The following is a 19076-nucleotide window of genomic DNA, read 5'->3' as shown; positions in this document are numbered from 1 at the left end:
TCATGGCTGCCTCGGCGGCACCGCTCGCCGTCGAGTGGTGCCGGGGGTGGCCGCGCGGTCACCGCCGACGGCGCACCCGCCAAGCAGGGCCCCCGATGTCCTGGCCCTTCTCGACACCACCCTGTGCGGGAAGTGAGCGCACCGCTCCCCGCTGCCCGTCGCCGGGCGGGTCCCCGGCTACCACCCGGGCAGTGACCAGGCCCGATTCGTAGGCCACGATGACCGCCTGGGCGCGGTCGCGGACGGCGAGCTTGTCGAAGATGCTGGTGATGTAGTTCTTGACGGTGGAGAGGCTGATGTCCAGGACGCGGGAGATCTCAGTATTGTCGAGGCCGGTGGCCATCAGACGCCACACCTCGATCTCGCGGCGCGTGAGTTCACCCAGGCCCGTGGGGGTCGGTGGCGCACCGTGGGGTGCGCGTACGTAGGTGGAGATCAGCCGGGTGAGCAGGCGCGGGGCGACGGCGGCCTCGCCGGCGTGGACGGTGCGGATCGCCGCGCTCAGGTCCTCAGGGGAGCTGTCCTTGGGCAGGAACCCGTAGGCCCCGGCGCGCAGGGCGCCCACGAGGTACTCGTCCATGTCGAAGGTGCTGAGGGCCAGGACCCGGGAGCCGGGCACGGTGGCGGCGAGCTCCTTGGTCGCGCCGACCCCGTCGAGGACGGGCATCCGGATGTCCATCACCACGACGTCGGGGCGCAGCCGGCGGGCGAGGGTGACGGCCTGCGCGCCGTTCTCGGCCTCTCCCACCACCTCGAAGGACGGGTCAGGGGAGAGGATCAGCGACAGTCCGCGCCGTACCAGCAGCTGGTCGTCCACGATCAGCACCCTGATCGGCGGCGTCGGCCCGGTCCCGGTCATCGGCCTACCCCCTCGTGCTGGACGGCCGCCTCGTCCGCCTCGTCCGTGGTCAGCGGCAGGTCGGCCACCACGGCGAACCCCCCGGCGGCCTGCGGGCCGGCGGTGAGAGTGCCGCCGTGCAGGGCGACGCGCTCGCGCATGCCGATCAGGCCGTATCCGCCGAAGCCCACCGCCGCCTCCTGCGGCGGTGTGCCCCCGCCGTCGTCCCGCACCTCGATGGTGACCCGATCCTGACGGTAGGTCAGCTGTACGGACGCGCGGGCGGGCCCCGCGTGCTTGCGGGCGTTGGTGAGGGCCTCCTGGGCGATCCTGAACACCGTGAGGCCGACGGTCGGCGACAGCGGGCGCCGCGGCCCGTGGACGCTGAACTCGGTCGGCAGTCCGGCAAGGCGGGACTCGGCTACCAGGCGGCCGAGGTCGTCGGCGCCTGGCTGGGGCTGCGACGGCACGGCCTCCGGTTCGTCGCCGTCCCGCAGTACGTCGAGGAGCTGCCGCATCTCGCGCAGCGCGAGCCGCCCGGAGGCCTCCAGAGTGACCAGGGCGTCCTGGACCACCTCAGGTTCGGCGATGTTGGCCCGAGCCCCGCCGGCCATCAGCTGCATGGTGGTGATGTGGTGGGCCACGATGTCGTGCAACTCCCGTGCGATGCGGCGGCGTTCGTCGGCCACCGCACGGTCGGCAAGGAGCCTGCGGTTGGCCGCCACCTCTTGCTGCCAGCGGTTGACCGCCATGGCGGTGCCGACGACGATCAGGGTGGTGAGGGGCGGGATGACGGCGTCCTGCCAGGGTGGAACGCGGCCGTTGCTCTGGCTCAGCAGCGTCAGCGACACCGTCGCGGCGGCCGCGACCGCCGTCATCCGGCCGGGCCAGGCCCTGGCGACCGAGTACAGGGCGACCACCAGGACGGCACCGAAGTGCCTGGGCAGCGGCACGGTCAGGGTGGCCGTCGCATCGAGTACCAGGATGGCCGCGAGCGCCGCCACCGGGTGGCGGCGCCGGGCGAGCAGCGGCAGGGCTGCCAGCGCGACGAAGAGGAACCCTGCCACGCTCACGGCGTGCCGGCCGTCGGGAGCGTTGAAGAACGCGTAGCTGAGCAGGTTCATCACGCACGCCCCGCCGGTCACGAGCGCGTCGTTACGGGTCCACGGCGGCTCGGCGCTGTCGATGTGCGGCAGCTCCCGGGCATCGCCAGGCCCGACGTGTCGGCTCCTGGGCATGTCTGTTTCCCCCTGTATCCGGCCTTCCGGCCCCGGACCAGGGTTGCACAGCAGCCGCAGTGGCAGCACCGGCGGCGGCAGCTGGCGAACCCGTATCCGGATCGGGACTAGGACCAGGGTCCTGGTCGCGGGCCGGGGGGAGGATTCAGGGCCCCGGCCCGGATCATCCGCTGCCAGGAGGTTTGCCGCCTCTTGCACTGATGGTCTGGATACCGGCCGGGAGCCCCCGGCAGACGTCCGCATTCAAGTCCGTCCGCCGGAGGACATCGTGATCCGCGCCCTGACCGGATACTCCACCAGACGCCCGTGGAAGGTCATCGCCCTCTGGGCGGTGCTGGGTGTCGCACTGAGCGCCCTGACCCCGACGCTGTTCGACCGCGTCACCCAGAACCAGGCCGGGGACTTCCTGCCCCGGAGCTACGACTCGGCCGCCGCGCTGCACATCGCCAAGGAGCGGTTCGGAGCGAACCCCGACGCCACCACGGTGACGGTGCTCGTCGCGCGGATCGACGGCAAGGCTCTCAGCCCTGCCGACCAGAAGCGGGTCGAGGCCGAGGCGGCGAAGCTGGGCAAGCGCCGGGTGATCATGCCCAGGGAAGACGACGGCCCGCAGCAGTTCCTGATCCCGGACCGCTCCCAGACGCCCCGGATCGCCCCGGCGATGACGGCGCCAGACCGGAGTTTCGAACTGCTCTCCGTCGAGCTGATCGGGAATCGTGCGGACAAGGGGGTCCAGGGCGTCTACCGGACCTTCCGGGAGGCCGCCCGGACGCAGTTCTCCGAGGCGGGGATGCGTACCGGCTTCACCGGTGCTCTCGCCGACACCGTCGACACCGTCGATTCCCGCAAGACCGCCACGACGGTCGGGAGCGGCCTCATCATGGGGCTCATCATCCTGCTCAACGTGCTGGTGTTTCGCAGCGTGCTGGCGGCCCTGCTGCCGCTGCTCGCGGTCGCCGTGATCGGCTTCGTGGCGGCGGGAGCCGTCGCGGGTGCCGCGATGCTCACCGGGCTCAAGCTCGACGCGAGCACCCCGGGGCTGATCAACGTGGTTCTGTTCGGCATCGGCATCGACTACCTGCTGTTCCTGCTGTTCCGCTTCCGCGAGCAGCTGCGGTCCTGGCCCGAGCAGTCCGCCCGCGAGGTGGCCGCGCAGGTCTCCGGCCGGGTGGGCACCGCGATCACCTCGGCGGCGCTGACCATCGTGGCCGCGTTCGCCACACTGGGCGTGGCGACCTTCGGGCAGTTCCGCTCGATGGGCCCCGCGATCGCCGTCGCGGTCCTGGTGATGCTGCTCGGCAGCCTCACCCTGCTGCCGGCGCTGCTCGCGGCCGCCGGGCGCAAGATGTTCTGGCCCTCCCGGGCGGCCTTGCGCGGCGAGCCGCGCGACGGTCGTGCCGCCCGCCTGGGCACGCTGGTCACGCGACGACCGCTGATGATGCTGACCGCCTCCGTCGCCCTGCTTGCCGCGCTGGCCGCCGGGTTGATCGGCATCAGCATGGACTACGGTCAGGGCGGCTCCGGTGCCCAGACCACCGCCGCCGCGGCCGCCGCGGCCGAGATCTCCCGCACACTGCCCGCCGGCGTGTCGGACCCGACGAGCGTCTTCGTCGCCGCCACCGACGGCGGCACCCTCACAGCCGACCGACTCGACGGTCTCTCCCGTGCGCTCACCCAGGTCAAGGGCGTGGGCCAGGTCGCAAGAACCGTCCTGAACAAGGACCACCGTGCTGCCCGGATCGATCTCTACCCGACCGCGGACCCGCAGAGCCAGCAGGCCCGCGACCTGGCCTCCGGACCGATCCGGGCAGCGGTCGCCCAGCACACGCCCGCCGGTACGACGGCACACGTGGGCGGGACGCCGGCGATCATCGCCGACATGTCGGCCGCCGTCGACCACGACCTCACGATCGTGTTCCCGGTCGCGGCCGCGCTGATCGCGCTGATCCTCCTGCTGCTCCTGCGCAGCCTGCTCGCACCGGTGATCCTGATGCTCTCCGTCGGGCTCGGCTTCGCAGCCACCCTCGGCGCCGCCACCCTGCTGTTCCAGCACGTTCTCGGCAAGCCGGGCGTCAGCTTCGCCCTCCCGCTGGTGCTGTTCCTGTTCGTCGTGGCGCTGGGCACCGACTACAACATCCTGATCACCGACCGGATCCGGGAGGAGATGCGGCGACCGGGTACGGCTCGCGCCGCCGTGGCCCGCGCCGTACAGCACACAACGCCGGCCATCGCGACGGCCGGCGTGGTACTGGCCGCCACCTTCGCCAGCCTCATCACGTCCCCGGGCAACGAGCAGATGGCCTTCGCGATGACGCTCGGCATCATGCTCTCCGCGCTCGTCGTGTCGCTGGTGCTGGTCCCCGCCCTTGCCGCACTCCTCGGCCGGGCCATGTGGTGGCCGATCCGCCCGCGGCCCACCGCAGGCGGTCACAGGCAGGACCGTGCGACCGAACCTGCCCAGGAACCCGACCGGGTCACGGCCTACTGAGGCTTGGACCGGAGTGCATGAGCGCGGCGCCGGCGGCGCGCACCCGCGACCAGGGAACTCGCAGTACGGGCATGGTCGTCTTGGGCGTGTGGCAGTCGGCGCACGGCGGCGGAGGCCAGAGGGAGAACGGCCGCGACGGCGTAGATGATGCCAGCGGTCGCGGCCACCTGGAAGCCGCTGAACCTGTCGGCGAGCAGTCCCACGCCCAGCTGACCGATAGGGATCGCGATGTAGGACAGCAGGTCGTCGTAGGACGAGACGCGCGAGAGCACATGTGCGGGGATGTGCTCCTGCAGCGAGGTTTCCCAACCGACGGCGGCGACTGAGGATCCCAGTCCGGCGACGAAGGCGGCGGCGATCAGCCAGGAGGCGTGCAGGTGCGCACCGAGTGCGAGTAGGGGGAGCGCGCCGAGCACGCTCATCAGCTGGCCCAGCCGCAGCAGGTGCCTGACCACCAGCCGGTACATCAGCGTGCTCATCACCAGCATGCCGACGCCGCGGGCGCTGAGCACGAACCCCCAGGTCTCCTCGCCGCTGAGCTGCCTGGTCAGTACGGGTCCCAGGATCTGCCAGGTGCCGACCTGCACCAGGTTGATCACGCAGAAGCACAGGGACACCGTCCACACCCAGCGGATGCGCCGGAACTCGGTCCAGCCGTCGCGGATGTCGGCCAGCATCCTGGAGGAGGGCCGCGGCGCGGTCGGAGCCGCTGCGAGGGACAGTCGGGTGAGGAAGCCCGCGGCGAGGAGGTAGGTCAGAGCGTCGAAGGCGATGGCGGGACCGCCACCGGTAGCTGCGACCGCGATCCCGGACAGGCTCGGTCCGAGGATCTTCGTGGTGTTTCTCGCCGATGCCAGCAGGGCGTTCGCCTGCCGTATCCGATCCCCGGGGACAAGCTGGGGCACGATGCCGCGCAGGGCCGGCGTGGTGAACGCAGCGAGGATGCCGCTGAGAAACCCCAGGGCGGCCACCGGCAGCAGCGCGTACCTCCCGGTGAGCAGAAGGGCGGCGACGCCGCCCTGGGTGAGGGCTGAGCCCAGGTGGGCGGCCACCAGGACCGTCCGGCGCGGGAGGCGGTCGGCCACGGCCCCGCCTACCAGGAGGAAGGCCAGCAGCGGCACCATGTGGGTGGTCAGGACGACACCGAGGTCGTTGGTGCTGCCCGATGCGTCTAGGACACCGAACGCCAGCGCGACCGGCGCCATGGAAGTGCCCAGCAGGGATACCACCTGTGCGGAGAGGAACCAGCGGAAGTCGGTCAGTCGCATGAGGGTCGAGCGCATGGGCCGGGAGTGTTCAGGAGCACCGAAGCGGACACTATCGTTTCGGCAGGAGGCGAAAGATGATGCTGTTGCGGTTGAGCACTCTGGCCCTGTCACGGTCCCGGTTCGCGCTGTCTCCGCTCGCCGAGACGTTGGGGTCGATGATGGTGCTTGGCAAGCCCTGCACCGATCCATGGCTGGCCTCCTGGCATGCCCGCCACCACGGCGCGTTCCGCGCCGCCCTCGAGGTGGACCCCTTCGCCGAGGGCCTGGTCAGGTTGCTGGGGTCGACCAAGTGGCTGCCGAGCCACGTCGCGATCCCGCCGCCGGGCGGCATGCGCACCACCCTGGAAGACGAGCTCGCGCAGGTCACTCGGGCGCCCGACGAGGAGGTGCGCGCTGAGTTGGAGGAGTCGGTGGCGCGCAGTTGGAAGCAGCACGATCTGGACTGGCTGACCGGACGAGGCTGGGCGGCCCGCACCGCCGACCTGCTCCACTACACATGGGAGGCCCATGTGGCCTCCGACTGGCCGCGCCGGCGGGCCCTCCTGGAACGCGATGTCACCTACCGGGCGGGGTTGCTGGCCGCCTATGGCTGGCCGCGTGCTCTGCAGCATATGAGCCGCCGCAGCGCCTGGGTTGGCGAAGACGCCATCCGCTTCAGCGATCAAGCCTTCCCGGACCGCGTCGTCGGTGACGAGGGCATGCTGTTCGTCCCGGTCAGCGTACTGAGCAGCGGCACGTGGCTGTGCGAGGCACCGCCGACGTCGTACGCACTGGTCTACCCGGCCCGCGGATCCGCCGACGGTGCGGCGCGCACCCGTCCCGCCCGGTCGCTGGAGCGGCTTTTAGGTACCGGCCGCGCGGCCATCCTCCACGAACTCGAACACCCCGCGACCAGCAGCGAAATCGCCGCACACCTAAGCCTGTCACTTGGCACCGTCGGCGGCCACCTGACCATCCTGCGCGATGCGGACCTCGTCGTCGGCACGCGGGTCGGTCGGCGCGTGGTCTACCGGCGCACCGAGACCGGTCACCTGCTCGCCAGCCGAGGGAAGGACTGAACAGCTGCCGCAAGGCAGCCGACATCACGTCCTGCTCGGGGGCTGCTCTTCGACGACCATCCCTCCGCCTGCGTCGACTTCAAGAAGCGTTCGAGGTGTCGGTGGCCGAACTCGAGCAGTTCTTTCGGCTGGACTCCAGGGCGCTGGAGGCACTGGCCGGTAAGCGCCGTCCGGCGACGAAGCTGGGGTGGGCGGTGCAGTGGGAGACCGTGCGGATGCTCGGCACCTTCCTGGCCGAAGACCCCCTGGACGTGCCAAGGGAGGTGCTGGAGTTCGTCGCCGAGCAACTCGACATCGACCCGGCGTGCGCGCCGGAGTACCTGACCCGGCCGAAGACCGCCTACGAACACGCCTGGGAGATCCGGGACCTGCTGGAGCTGGCGGAGTTCTCCAAACGCGAGCAGGAGGTCCGCGACTACGTGGCCGCCCGGGTCTGGTCAACGATCGAGGGACCGCGGGCGCTGTTCGACCGCGCCGTGGTGCACATGCTGCGCGAGGGCATTCTCCTGCCCACAGGGATCACCACCCTGACCCGCCTGATCAGCGAGGTGCGCCGGCAGGAGCACGCGCGGTTGTATCGCACGCTGGCCGAGCGCGCAGGCCCGGAGCTGCGGGCGAGGCTGACTGCTCTGCTGCAGGTGCCTGCCGATCGGTGAGTCTCGGAGCTGGAGCGGTTGCGCACCGCGCCGACGCGGGCCTCGGGCCGGGTGATGGTGGCGGAGCTGCATCGGGTGGCCGAGATCGGCAGGCTGGGCGCCGGGGCGGTGGTCGTGGAGCCGGTACCGGCGGTGAAGCTGTCCGCGCTGGCCCGCTACGGCCTGGCCTCCAAGGCACCGACGCTGCGGGATCTGGAAGTCGATCGGCAGGCGGCCACGCTGCTGGCCACCGTGCGGCATCTGGAGACCTCGTCGGTCGACGACGCCCTCGACGTGCTGGACCTGCTCATCACCTCGAACCTGCTGGCCCGGGCGGAGCGGGCTGGCAAAGCCGAGCAACTGCGCACGTTCCCCAAGTTGCGCAAGGCGGCGCGCACGATGGCCTCAGCGGTGGAGGTGCTGATGTCGGCGCCGGAGGCGACCGAGGATCGGCTGGTGTCGCTGGTGGAGGTGTGGAAGGCGATCGAAGAGGTGGTGCCGCGCGAGAAGCTGGCCTCGGCGGTGGAGACGATCACGGCCTTCGTGCCCACAACCGACGATGACGCGGCCGCCGAATGGCGAGCCGAGCTGATCAAGCGCTACCGCACGGTGCAGGGCTTCATCGAGCTGCTGCTGGCCACGATTCGGTTCCGTGCGGTCGAGGCCGGTACGGCGGTGCTGGCGATGGTGCGCGCCGCCGCGGCGAGGGCCAAGAACCGCCGCCGCTACGGCCCTGGTGACATCACCGCGCACGAGGCGCTGATCACGGGCTCGTGGCGGCCACTCATCTACCGCAATCCGGATCTCCCGGAGGGGCAGATCGACAAGGCGGCGTTCGTGCCGTGCGCGGTCATGCACCTGCACCACGCGCTGCGTCGGCGCGATGTGTTCGCCGAAGGGTCTGAGCGGTGGAGCGACCCGCGCGCGCGACTGCTGGACGGCCAGGCGTGGCAGCAGGCGCAGTCGCGCATCCTCGCCTCACTTGAGCTGGAGGTCGAGCCAGCCGGGCACCTGGCCGAGCTCGCCAGCGCGCTGGAGGGCGCCTACATCCGGGTGCTGGACGGGCTCGGGGCGAACACCGCGGTGCAGTTCGTCGGTGGCCGGTTGCAACTGGAGAAGCTCGGCGCGGCTGAAGAGCCGCCGCTGATGAAGGAGCTGCGCTCTCTGCTGGATGGCATGCTGCCCCGGCTGGATTTTCCCGAGTTGCTGCTGGAGGTGTTCGACCGTACCGGGCTGCCGGCCGACTTCACCCACATCTCCGGCGCCGACTCACCCATGGAGGACTTCCCGGTCAGCCTGGCCGCGCTGATCGTGGCCGAGGCGTGCAATGTCGGCCTGGTGCCGATCGAGAAGCCGAACGTGCCCGCGCTGACCCGGGCCCGGCTGCTGCAGGTCGATCAGGGCTACCTGCGCGGCGAGACGATCGCGGCGGCCAATGCCCGCCTCATCGCCGCCCAGGCCGAGCTGGACATCGTCAGATGCTGGGGCGGCGGGCACATCGCCTCGGCCGACGGGCTGTGCTTCGTGGTACCGGTGCAGAACCTGCACACCGGCCACAACCCCGTCTACTTCGGCCGCCAGCGCGGCGCGACCTGGCTGAACGTGGTCAACGACCAGGTGATGGGCATCGGCGGGTTGGTCGTGCCGGGCACGCTGCGCGACTCGCTGTTCATCCTGGACGCCATCCACAACCTCGACGGCGGACCCAAGCCCGAGACGGTGGTCACCGACACCGCCAGCTATTCCGACATCGTTTCGGGCTTGTTCGCGATCTGCGGCTACCAGTTCTCCCCGCGCATCGCCGACCTGGCCGACACCCGGCACCGGTCGGTGAGGACGACAGGTCCGGTGTGGCGTCCGTCCAGCAGGCGGGGCAGCAGCCGAGCGGTGGCGGTCTGCCAGACGATGACGTCGACGGCGCCCGCCCTCGCGCCGCACACGGGCGCGGCGGTTGCGCAGATCCAACTCGCCGGCGTAGCCGATCGCGATGCGGCTCGGGCCCGCGGGGAGCATGGCGTAGTCGACCAGGTTGTCGATGAGCTCGGGGGCGCCGCCATCTTGCTGTCCGGCGTCGCGGTCAACCGGCGTGTTCGACGCGGCTGAACTCGATGTCGAGGATGGACAGGAAGGCCGCATAGGCTTGCGGAGAGAAGTCGGTGTTCACGTGGGAGGCGACCATGTGGGTGCCGTCGGGGCTGCCCATGACGAGGGTGAAGGTGCCATAGTCGGCACCGCCGTTGCCCCACACGGGCACGCCGCTCTGCAGCTTCTGCTTGACCCACACGCCGAGCCCGTAGCGGGTGCCGGGCAGCCACCCGGAGCCGTCGGTCGACACGGTCGTGAACATCTCCTCCATCTGCGCCGGGTTGAGGATCCGGCCGGAAAACAGCGCCGAGAAGAATGTGAGCAGGTCGCCGGTCGAGGAGAGCATTCCGCCGGCGCTCCAGGCGGTGGTCTCGTTCGACTCGCTCGCGTCGTGCAGTCGCGCCGCCGGGTCTTCCACGTACAGCCGGGAGTAGTGCACCGGATGCGGTCCGGGGATGATCGTCTGCGTGGTGGGGAGCGACGTCCGGGTCAGGTCGAGGGGCCGCAGAATGAGGCGATCGAGCAGGTTGCCATACGATTCTCCGGTGGCCCTCTCCACCATCATCGCGGCCAGGTAGTACTGCGTGTTGGAGTACTGGAAAGCCTCGCCGGGGGCGTTGCAGGGCGGATGCCGTAGCGCGATCCGCACCAGTTCTTCGGGTGTGAAGACCTTGAACCGGCGTTCGTACCAGGCCTCGCCTTGGCCGGTGACGAAGAACTCCGGGTCCATGCTGTAGTTGTAGATGCCGCTGGTCTGGTTCAGCAACTGCCGCAGCGTGATCTTGTCGCCGTCGTACAGGCTGCCGTCGAGCAAGCCGGGCAGCCACTTCTCCACCGTGTCGTCGAGGCTGAGCACGCCCTCACCGACCAATTTCAGCGTGGTGGCGGCGGTGAACGCCTTGGCCGCACTGCCGATGCGGAACAACTCCTGCGGCACGCGTTCGCGCCCGGTGCTGACGTCGGCTTTGCCTGCGGACGCGAACCAGCGCGAGTCGCCCTTCCAGACCTCGGTCACGATGCCCGGCGTCGCGCCTGACGCCACCGCGCCGTCCAACACGCGCTGCACTGCCTCGTGGTTGGTTCCGGGATTGCTTGTCGTTGCCATGGGTCCCCTTTCGGTCGTCTTCGGTCATTTGGACAAGCGGAAACGCTACGTTGCATTCATGGAATAGTCAACCGTAAATGCGCTGATAAATGGCATTGTTGCGATGACAATGGCGATGAATGCAACAACTTGTTGCAGTGAGTGTGGTTGAATGCAAGGAGCGGAGTGGACGACAGGGGGTGCAGCTGATGCCGGAAGGCAGGTTGACGCTTAAGGATCGCGAACGGATAGCCCAGGGCCTGACGGAAGGGCTCGGGTTTGCCGAGATCTCCCGGCGACTGGGCAGGCCGACGTCCACGATCAGCCGCGAGGTGAACCGCAACGGCGGCGCTGGCGCCTATCGCCCGGATCAGGCGCACGAGGCGACACGAGAGCGCGCCCGGCGTCAACGCCCTATAGCGATCGATCCACAACAACCTCCTGCGGCCAGAACGCAAGAGGCGGAGGACAAGCTCACCGACGTTCTCGTCGCGTCGGGCCTGACGCGGATGTCCTCACGCGTGCTGGCCTGCCTGTCTACCACGCACAGCGGTGGCCTCGCTGCTGCCGACCTCGTGCAACGCCTGCAGGTAAGCCCCGCATCCATCTCCAAGGCAGTCGCCGAGCTTGAGGCGATGAACCTGATCGGCCGGGAACGAGATCAGCGCCGACGGCGAGACCGCTACATCGTCGACAAGGAGATCTGGTACCGGTCACTCCTGGCCAGCGCGCGATTCAACACCAACATCGCCGAGGTCGCCCGCCAAAACGCCGAAGCCCTCGGCCGTTCGACTCCGGCCGGAGCCCGGATGGACGCCATGAGCGAATTCTTCGAGCAGGTGGGACGCGAGACCATCGCGGTAGCCGAACGTTACCGTCACATCCTCACCCGCTGACAGTTCCTGCTTCGCACTTGAACACCGCGCGTGCCCATTCGGATCGCCGACCCCGGCGACGACCGGTAGCGACATGCCGGCAGGTTCTTCAGCTGATCGGCTGTCAGAGCCGTTCGCTCCCCGCCGCCCGCCGCCCAGAGCGGGCCACCTCTTGAGATCAACCGCCTGTGCCGCGCTCCTCATGGGACGCGGCACATGGCGTATCAGGTCGTCAGCCCCAGCTAGCTCAGTTGCGCGGGTCGCAGTGGCCGCCAGCCACCGGTGTCGAGCTTGGCCAGCTCGGCCTCGACGTCCACGTTGATGACGCCGAAGAAGTTGATGTTGTCGCTGTGCCCGGGCGAGATGTGCGACGGGATCTCGTCGCTCACCTCCCGGCCCTGTGAACGCAGCTCCAGCACCGCTCTAGAATAATATTCCGTTGTCCAGGGAGTTGGTCAGCAGGGTCAAGCACCACGCCTGTTCGGTCTGCTGCATCCAGATGCGGGCGGGTGATGGCGCCCTGCTGGGCGTAGTGCAGGTCGCGGCGCAGCGCGTGCAGGCTCTCTCCCTTGTTCAATTGCCGCGAGATTAGCGGATGGTGTAGTTGCGGGTGTTGCCGGCCTGGCGGGCATCTCGGAGACTGCCGCCACGACCGGGCTGAGCGCGCTGGCCGAGCACGGCATGGCCGTACGCGTGCGAGGCGGCTGGGTGCGCGGGCCGGCCGACCTGGGCGCGGTGGCCGAGCAGCTCGGCGTACCCGACAAGATCAAGAAGATCGTGGCCGCCTACCAGAAGCACCGGGAGGACTGGCGGGCGTTCCTCGAGCAGGTGGAAGCCAGATTCGGGCCCGACCCGGAAGAGGAGGAGGATCTCTCCATCCCGCCGGAGGTCGTGGCAACGCTGGGCCCGCCGGAGCTGCTGCTGGCGCAGCCCCGGGGGCCATAACAGCATCGACGGCCTGAGCAGCTCAGGACCATCACGTCACCGTGGCGCGGTCATCTGCCTTCGTAGTCGGCGATGGCGTCGAGGACCGCACTGTGAGTACCCTCGCCGGCGTTGCTCGCCGGGATACGCCAGCGGTACAGCCCGGTTCAAGTGTTCCGGATAGGGGGCCTTCACCGGAACAGTTCGCGGAACGCCTATACGGAACACCCCGACCTGGGGTCCATCCGGCCCGGGTGGTGATAACGGACGTTTATGAGAAACACGCGCGGTCGCGGCTTGCCAGCACCAGGCCCCGAACAGGCGTCCTTTAACGGCACCCGTACTCGGGCCGGACTCCGGCGCCTCGCGGACGCTTGGACCACCAAGTGGGACGGTGACGGGCAGTGGCGGTTCGGCGTGACCGACGGCGCTTTCACCAACGAGCGGGGCGGCTAGGCCCCGGTCTTCGCGGTGCGACCAGCGAAGGCCCTCGCCTTGGGAAGGGCACGTTCAGCCACACGCGCTTCATCCCGGCCGGGGCAACGGCCTACGTGGCCGTGCGGCCGTCGGTGAGGTGGAGGATGTCGGTCAGGAGCTCCGAGGCGTTCACCGCGTCGAGGTCGGCGAGGGTCGCGGAATGCCAGGCGCCGGGCCGCCGGGACGGGTCGTGGCCGGGGATGATACGAACCTCTTCGATCCGCTGCTCCGGCCAGTCTCCCGGAGCGACGACCGAGATGCCGGGGTCGAGGTCCAGCACGACCGTCCGGGCGCCGGGGAAGCGCCGCGAGATCCAGAAGATGATGCCGTTGTCCTGCGGGACGCCACGGTCCCAGCCACGCCGCTCCATGCCCTGCACCGCACCAGTCGTGACGGTCAGGCCGCGGAACCGGTCGAGCGCGGCCCCGGAACGCTCGCCCTCGGTCAGCACGTGGACCGGGCGGCCGATCTGGGGGAACGGCTGGACGATCTCGTAGTCGGCGAAGACGTCGGACCACGCCGCCAACTCGTCCGCGGGCACGTGCAGGGGGTGGGCGAGCCCGACCTCGTCGGTGCCGGCCACGGCGAGCTGGGCGTCGTCGATGTCAGCGAGCGAGCGGTCCTCGGCGATCCGGAACGTACGGCCCCCGGCCGTCCACAGCAGCCGGCGGGCGATGTGCCAGATTAAGGGATGCCCGACGATGAGCTCGCGGAACTCGTCCGCGCTCCAGAGCCGTCCGGCGACCATCGCCCGCTCCAGCCGCTCCAGCTGTGCGGCCGCAGTGGCGCGTGCCTCCTTCTTCAGCGCGGTGAACCGCTTGTGCGCCGCCGGGGCCAGCTCGGCGTCATCGCGCGCGCCGGGCTTGGGGAGGCTCGTCCGCCGCGTGCCGTCCTCGTCGAGCACGAACGGCTTGAGCTGCTCGTCGAACCCGACCGTGAACCGGCGCCGGCCGTAGTCGAGGACGAGCGTGCCCCCCGCGTCCAGGCCCAGGTCGGGGACGAGCCGGTCGGCGAGCCGCTCGGCGGTCAGCCCGCGGTCGGCGGCGAGCGCGGCGATCCGGTCCCGCGCCTGGCCCTGCAGGCCCTTGTACTTAATCCGTTCGGCGATGCCGTTGAGCTCGCTGAGCGCGGTGTCGGTGCCGATCGCGACGAGCGCGTCGAGCCCTGCGACGGCCATGCGGTTCCCGTTCATGCCCGGCCACTTGCGGATCAACGGTGTCAGGTCGCGGGCCGTGGCGTCGTCCCCGAGCAGGCCCAGCGCGGCCATGACCCAGCCCTCGTTCTCGAGGCCTCGGCCGCCACCGCGCTCGCGCAGGCCGGACAGCTCGAAGATCTTCCAGGCGAACGAGGCGAGGGAGGCGGGGTCGCACGCCTGCCGCACCGCCTCCACGCCGGGGTGGACGTCGTCGAACTCGGACACGGTGAGGAGCGTGACCAGGTGGCCGGCCGCCGTGCCGGGCAGGGCCTGCCCGTCCCGCAGCAGCACCTCGGGGATCAGGTGCGGGTCCAGCCAGTCCGGGGCATCGGGCATCTGTGCGGGGAGGGCGGCCGCCATCGGGTCGAGTGCGAGCAGCGCCTCGATCTCGGCGGCGGCCTTGGAGCCGTGGTCTCGGCCGGCTGCCAGGACGTTGTCGGTGTGTCCATGCGAGGCGAGGTGGACCAGCGCCATCTCCGCGTCGCGCCGCGCCCGCCGGTCAGCTGCCTTTTTCGCGGCGGAGAGCGCGGCGGGGACCAGCGCGCGTGCCGCGGCTGCCGCGTGCCGTGCGAACCAGCGTTCCGCGACGGGGCGCAGCGCGCGGCGCCGCAGCCGCCACTCCGCCATCTGCGCGGCGATCCCGGCGTCGCAGAACGGGAGCAGGAGCTCCGCTGTGGCCGCGGGCCGCACGTCGGCCATGTCCAGCGCTGCCGGGGCGGCGTCCGCGGAGAAGCGCGCCAGGATCGGCTCCAGCCGTTCGGGGGCGGCCCCGGTCAGGCTGGGCCTCCAGCGGGCGAGCAGGGGACGAACGTCCTCCTCCGGGCCGGACAGGAACAGGTCCCACTGCCGCTCGGCAGGCAGCTGGCGGTCGCGGAAGAGCTCGATTTCCTTCCCCCAGTCGACCTTTTCGCCGGTTGGGGGAGCGGCCCACCGCTCGCGTTCACTGGGCTCCCATACGGCCGTCCGCTCGGCCGGGGGTTCGAGGCCCTTGACAGTGGCGCGCTTCCGGTCTGGCAGGCCCCCGGCCCACGGCGGGTCGGCCAGCACGGACGGCAGGTCCTCCGGCGCGGCCTCATCGGCCCACCCCGCCTCCCGCACGGCCGGGCCGCCCAGCAGGCGCGCCGCGTACCGGGCGATCTCCCCGGGGCCGGAGTCCACGGCGTCGCGGAAAGTCCGGCGCGCGCGTTCCGGGAAGCGCTCCGCGGCCTCGACGACGACCGCGTGCACGCCCGGCCGGCCGAGGCGTTCCACCAGGGCCTTCAATGCCTCGTCGGACGGCAGAATGCCCATGACCTCCAACGCCAGAGGATCGGCCGTGCGGTCGATGAGGTCGGCCAGGAGAGGGGCCAGTGCGGGACCGAGCCCGTCGGCCGCGGTGTGCAGGACGTGGTCCCTGACCAGCCACCCCCACGGCTGCCGCGTCCCGCGGAACTTCGCGACCTGGTCCGCCGTGCCGAGCGAGCACATGACCCGCTGCGCCAGGCAGGGCGGCAGATTGTCGGGCAGTTCGGCGCACAAGTCGTCCACCCAGCCGGTCTTCGACGGCGCCAGGAACGCCGTGGCGATCCGCGCGATCAGGTCCTGGCGGAATGCCGCCAGGACCGTGACGACGTCCTGGTACTCCTTGTCACCGGCCGCCGCGATGAGTGCGCGCACGCGGGGAGCGACGTCGTCGAAGGCCGCGTCGCCGCGACCCCACAAGAGCGCGTGGTCGTCGTGGCGCACCAGCTGAAGACGTCGACCCATGCCTCCTCCGTCGGGCTCGACCCGGACGCGGGCGAGCCCGGCCGTCGCCGCGGCCGCGAACGCCAGACCGTGCTCGGTGGTCCACGCGTCCGCGAGGTCCTGCGTCTCGATGGGCCCTTTCGCGACGGCGGCCGCGAGGACGGCTGCGCCGGTGGGGTTCGCGGGGCCGTCCAGGTGGGCGCGGGCGGGTTCGACCAGCTCGGGAGCGCTCTTCGCGTGGCTGAGCAGTCGTTCGGCCCTCTCCTGCGACTCCGTCAGGGCCTTGCGCAGCCGTTCGGCGGCGCCGGGGTCGATGGCGGCGGGCGCCGCAGGCGTGCCGCCACCACGCCGGGGGTGGAGGCGCTTTCGCTGATGCTCGGGAATCACGAGCGCGTTCTCGGACATGGACGAGCACGCTAGCGCCCCCGGCTGACAATACCCGCGCGGATTGTCACGGGGGTGAGGAGGATGAGCGTCCGGGATCTTGCGCGGGCCACGCTCATGGAGGTGGCCTTTCATACACCCACCTCCCTGGACGTGAACGCATCTTGTGGGTCGTATCAACATGAGCCACTTTTCTGATTTCGTCCTCTGTGACTCCCCGAACGGTGCTCGCGAACGAACGCGGCCAGCACGTCATAAACGGTCTGATGGTCGCGCGGGGAGTTCGGGCGGCGAAACCGCCGCTCGTTTGGGCCGCGTGACGCGATTCTTACTATTGGGACCTACTGACACTTTCGTGGCGGAAGCCCGCTGATATCCTGCGGCAAAACCCACTGACGCTCTCATGACACTTGGCAGACGACTTGGGGTGCCGTTAACCAACGTGTCATAGGCGCCAAACCTCAAAGATCCCTGGCCTGACCTTCTGTAATGGCGAAGGGCCTGGCGCGGATCTATGGGTATGGAACGTCCGCCGCTTGGCATGGATGAACTCATCGAGCACTGGGCTGTGCTGAGCGATGAGGTCGGCCTGGTCAGAGCCCCTTACCGATCAGAAGCTGGACCAGTTATCCGGCCAAGGTTGCGTGACGGGCCACTAGCCCGTCAGGAGAACGCCGTCATGATGATCTTCATCATCCTCGGCTTCACGCTCTCGGACTTGGCGTCCACCGAGTTGTAGGAGTAGACGAGCGTGCGGGGTGACTCGCCAGCGCCCGCCGGGTTGCGCAGCCCGCCGATGCCCGTGAGATAGCCGTACCGGCCGCCGGTCTTACCCCACAGGACGATCCCGCCGGGCAGATCCACCCGGGTCAGCCCCATGCTGTAATTCGCCTCCTTCTTTGCGTCGCCGTACATCCTGACCTCCTTGGGCGGAACGGTGAACATCTGCTCCAACTGGGCCGCCGGGACGACGTCGCCCCGGAAGAGCGCCTTGGTGAAGCGTTCGAGGTCGGCGGTCGTGGACACGAGGTTGCCAGCCGCCCACTCGATCGAGTGCCCCCAGACGGTCACGTCGATCGTCTTGCCGTCCAGCACCTGGTAGCCGTTCGTGTGCGGGCCGTGGAGGAACGGGTCGTCGGTGGGCAGAGAGGTGTCGCGCAGTCCCAGGGGGCGCAGGATCCGCTCGCGCACCTGCCGCTCGTAGCTCGACCCGGTGATCTTCTCGATCAGCATCCCCGCGACGGTGTAGTTGATGTTGAGATAGTGCTGCGCGGTGCCCGGCTCGAACTCCATCTTGTCCTGTACGGCCAGCGCCACGATCCGCTCCGGTGTCCAGTGCTCGAAGCGGCGCTTGTAGATCCAGGTGAACCCGTCGGCCGTCTCCTCGGCCGGCAGTCCCTTGGTCTGGTCCGCCGGGGGCAGGCCGCTGGTGTGGTTGAGCAGCTGGCCGACCGTGACCGGCCGGTAATTCTCGGGGAGCAGGCCGGGCAGGTAGTGCTGGACGGTCTGGTCGAGGTCCAGCCTGCCTTCGGCGACGAGCTGGAGCACCACGGCCGCGGTGAAGACCTTCGTCACGCTTCCCGCCCGGAAGCGGGCGTTGGCGGGCACCGGCCGTCTGGAGTGCAGGTCCCGCACCCCGGACACGCCCTGCCAGCTCCCCCCGGAGCCGCCCACCCGGACCTGGGCGGCAGTCCCCTCGGCGTCGGGAAGCCCGGCGATCGCCCGGCGCAGCGCGTCCGGGTTCACCGGCGGCAGGGCCTGCCGCGCGGTGGCGGCGGACGGGGTGGCGTGGGCGGCCGGGGCCGTCCGGGCCGTCTGGGCCATCGCCGGGGCGGCCGTCCCTGCGGTGATCGCGGCGAGGGCGAGTCCGGCGAGCGCGGTGCGGCGAATCCTCATGGTCATCCTCCAGGTCGGTTCTGTCTGCTGGAACCAATCCTGGAGATCGCGGGCCCCGAGGGGATCGCCGGTGAGAGCGGTCCTGGAGCTCCCTCGCGAGAGGGAGCCGCCTCGGGCACGGGAGTGAGCCACAGCCGTACCGAAGCCCGGCAACCCGGCCCTCCCCTCGGGATCGGGATCGCCGCCGCGGTCGGCGAGTCGAGGAAGAAGGGGCCCGGCGACGGAGGCGGAGCCGAGGACGACCCCTTCGATCCAGGGGACTGACCGGCCGCCCGGCCCCGGTCACAGGAACAGAGGGATCAACAGCAGGGGCAGCGCCAGGATGAGCATGAGACATCCCCCCGCCGGCGGGGTTCTGCGGGCCTGTTCATTCAGTTTCGCCATCATGCGCTGCTGTGCCGGGCAGCCCGGAGTCACGACGTCCTCACGGCTGAAGACGCGACAGGGCAGCCCTGTCATGAACTCGGGGTCGTACGGCCGTTGGCACATGGAGCAGATGGGGTCGCTCATCGTCCCTCCCGATGTCGCGATGGCCGGCCTGCGCAGTACGCCAACGCTACGGCACCCATGGGCGCCGTGACAGGGCCGCGGCCTCATCCGGCCCCCCGCCCCGGCCGCGGCGGGGGGACCGGCGCGGCGCCTTGAGGCCCTCCGCTCGGGTCCGTGTCACCAGGGGCAAAGTAGAGAGTCGTTCCAGGCCACAGCTAGTGACCAGGGCCAGCGTCCAAGGGCAGTTTCGGTCTGGACGATCGGGGATGAGTCCGGCTCTCGCCGGCCTGCTAACGCTATGCGGCGCGCCTCTCCAGGTCGCAGCTGGCAGCCCTAGCTATCCATCAACGATGGAATCGCCTGGCCGGGGATAGCTGAGGAAGTCAGCTCCTGCGAGCTTCGCATGGCGCATGGCGG

Annotated in this window: 13 protein-coding genes and 1 pseudogene; 6 read left to right on the top strand and 8 right to left on the bottom strand. The window is 70.2% G+C overall.

The features are described from left to right. Positions 1–58: 58 nt before the first annotated feature. Both ABT294_RS34345 and ABT294_RS34340 read right to left on the bottom strand, forming a co-directional pair. Positions 59–859: a response regulator gene (locus ABT294_RS34345; RefSeq protein ID WP_350810486.1), complete on the bottom strand. Its 801-nt coding sequence runs from the start codon at positions 857–859 to the stop codon at positions 59–61. Next, on the bottom strand, positions 856–2076 hold the full coding sequence (locus ABT294_RS34340; protein WP_350810485.1) for a sensor histidine kinase: 1221 nt from the start codon (positions 2074–2076) through the stop codon (positions 856–858). The genes ABT294_RS34345 and ABT294_RS34340 overlap by 4 nt, the downstream gene beginning before the upstream one ends. A 268-nt stretch (positions 2077–2344) precedes the next feature. Between ABT294_RS34340 and ABT294_RS34335 the strand changes: the two genes are divergently transcribed. Continuing rightward, positions 2345–4564 (top strand): MMPL family transporter, encoded by a 2220-nt coding sequence (locus ABT294_RS34335; protein ID WP_350810484.1) that lies wholly within the window; start codon positions 2345–2347, stop codon positions 4562–4564. Here the strand turns inward: ABT294_RS34335 and ABT294_RS34330 are convergent. Continuing rightward, a complete protein-coding gene (locus ABT294_RS34330) occupies positions 4558–5847 on the bottom strand; it encodes an MFS transporter (RefSeq protein ID WP_350810483.1) in 1290 nt (429 codons plus the stop codon). The genes ABT294_RS34335 and ABT294_RS34330 overlap by 7 nt on opposite strands. A gap of 59 nt (positions 5848–5906) precedes the next feature. Here ABT294_RS34330 and ABT294_RS34325 point away from each other — a divergent pair, with 59 nt between their 5' ends. The 3 genes from ABT294_RS34325 to ABT294_RS34315 all read left to right on the top strand — a co-directional run bounded on the left by ABT294_RS34325 (position 5907) and on the right by ABT294_RS34315 (position 9628). Continuing rightward, a complete protein-coding gene (locus tag ABT294_RS34325) occupies positions 5907–6890 on the top strand; it encodes a helix-turn-helix domain-containing protein (RefSeq protein ID WP_350810482.1) in 984 nt (327 codons plus the stop codon). Positions 6891–6985: 95 nt separating this feature from the next. Then, complete coding sequence (locus ABT294_RS34320; RefSeq protein WP_350810481.1) at positions 6986–7546, top strand: DUF4158 domain-containing protein; 561 nt, start codon at positions 6986–6988, stop codon at positions 7544–7546. An 18-nt stretch (positions 7547–7564) separates the two neighbouring features. Then, a complete protein-coding gene (locus ABT294_RS34315; RefSeq protein ID WP_350810480.1) occupies positions 7565–9628 on the top strand; it encodes a Tn3 family transposase in 2064 nt (687 codons plus the stop codon). Here ABT294_RS34315 and ABT294_RS34310 read toward each other — a convergent pair. Further along, on the bottom strand, positions 9603–10715 hold the full coding sequence (locus tag ABT294_RS34310; protein WP_350810479.1) for a serine hydrolase domain-containing protein: 1113 nt from the start codon (positions 10713–10715) through the stop codon (positions 9603–9605). The genes ABT294_RS34315 and ABT294_RS34310 overlap by 26 nt on opposite strands. 188 nt (positions 10716–10903) lie before the next feature. On the opposite strand from ABT294_RS34310, the gene ABT294_RS34305 reads away from it, so the two are divergent. Further along, positions 10904–11590, top strand: coding sequence for a helix-turn-helix domain-containing protein (locus ABT294_RS34305; RefSeq protein ID WP_350810478.1), 687 nt, complete (start codon positions 10904–10906; stop codon positions 11588–11590). Positions 11591–11811: 221 nt separating this feature from the next. Here ABT294_RS34305 and ABT294_RS34300 read toward each other — a convergent pair. Next, a pseudogene (locus tag ABT294_RS34300) lies at positions 11812–12003 on the bottom strand (hypothetical protein); the annotation flags it as partial. Between the two features lie 247 nt (positions 12004–12250). Between ABT294_RS34300 and ABT294_RS34295 the strand changes: the two are divergent. Further along, the gene (locus ABT294_RS34295; RefSeq protein WP_350810477.1) at positions 12251–12514 is read left to right on the top strand and encodes a hypothetical protein; all 264 of its coding nucleotides are present in this window, start codon (positions 12251–12253) and stop codon (positions 12512–12514) included. A gap of 526 nt (positions 12515–13040) precedes the next feature. On the opposite strand, the gene ABT294_RS34290 is transcribed toward ABT294_RS34295, so the two are convergent. The 3 genes from ABT294_RS34290 to ABT294_RS34280 all read right to left on the bottom strand — a co-directional run bounded on the left by ABT294_RS34290 (position 13041) and on the right by ABT294_RS34280 (position 18680). Next, the gene (locus ABT294_RS34290; protein ID WP_350810476.1) at positions 13041–16295 is read right to left on the bottom strand and encodes a DUF4132 domain-containing protein; all 3255 of its coding nucleotides are present in this window, start codon (positions 16293–16295) and stop codon (positions 13041–13043) included. A gap of 642 nt (positions 16296–16937) precedes the next feature. Continuing rightward, positions 16938–18170 carry a serine hydrolase domain-containing protein gene (locus tag ABT294_RS34285; protein ID WP_350810475.1) on the bottom strand — a complete coding sequence of 411 codons (1233 nt, stop codon included), beginning with the start codon at positions 18168–18170 and terminating at the stop codon, positions 16938–16940. 282 nt (positions 18171–18452) lie between these two features. Further along, positions 18453–18680: a hypothetical protein gene (locus ABT294_RS34280; protein ID WP_350810474.1), complete on the bottom strand. Its 228-nt coding sequence runs from the start codon at positions 18678–18680 to the stop codon at positions 18453–18455. Between the last annotated feature and the right edge of the window lie 396 nt (positions 18681–19076).

This window comes from Nonomuraea sp. NPDC000554 (genome assembly GCF_040300065.1).
Classification (GTDB): Bacteria; Actinomycetota; Actinomycetes; order Streptosporangiales; family Streptosporangiaceae; genus Nonomuraea.
The sequence above is the reverse complement of the archived record's forward strand: the minus strand, read 5'-3'. Positions and strand labels throughout refer to the sequence as shown.

Excerpts from the sequence above, each read along its gene's own strand:
- ABT294_RS34345 (WP_350810486.1), bottom strand. The coding sequence starts at position 859 with ATGACCGGGACCGGGCCGACGCCGCCGATCAGGGTGCTGATCGTGGAC.
- ABT294_RS34340 (WP_350810485.1), bottom strand. The coding sequence starts at position 2,076 with ATGCCCAGGAGCCGACACGTCGGGCCTGGCGATGCCCGGGAGCTGCCG.
- ABT294_RS34330 (WP_350810483.1), bottom strand. The coding sequence starts at position 5,847 with ATGCGCTCGACCCTCATGCGACTGACCGACTTCCGCTGGTTCCTCTCC.
- ABT294_RS34325 (WP_350810482.1), top strand. The coding sequence starts at position 5,907 with ATGATGCTGTTGCGGTTGAGCACTCTGGCCCTGTCACGGTCCCGGTTC.
- ABT294_RS34310 (WP_350810479.1), bottom strand. The coding sequence starts at position 10,715 with ATGGCAACGACAAGCAATCCCGGAACCAACCACGAGGCAGTGCAGCGC.
- ABT294_RS34305 (WP_350810478.1), top strand. The coding sequence starts at position 10,904 with ATGCCGGAAGGCAGGTTGACGCTTAAGGATCGCGAACGGATAGCCCAG.
- ABT294_RS34295 (WP_350810477.1), top strand. The coding sequence starts at position 12,251 with ATGGCCGTACGCGTGCGAGGCGGCTGGGTGCGCGGGCCGGCCGACCTG.
- ABT294_RS34290 (WP_350810476.1), bottom strand. The coding sequence starts at position 16,295 with ATGTCCGAGAACGCGCTCGTGATTCCCGAGCATCAGCGAAAGCGCCTC.
- ABT294_RS34285 (WP_350810475.1), bottom strand. The coding sequence starts at position 18,170 with ATGAGGATTCGCCGCACCGCGCTCGCCGGACTCGCCCTCGCCGCGATC.
- ABT294_RS34280 (WP_350810474.1), bottom strand. The coding sequence starts at position 18,680 with ATGAGCGACCCCATCTGCTCCATGTGCCAACGGCCGTACGACCCCGAG.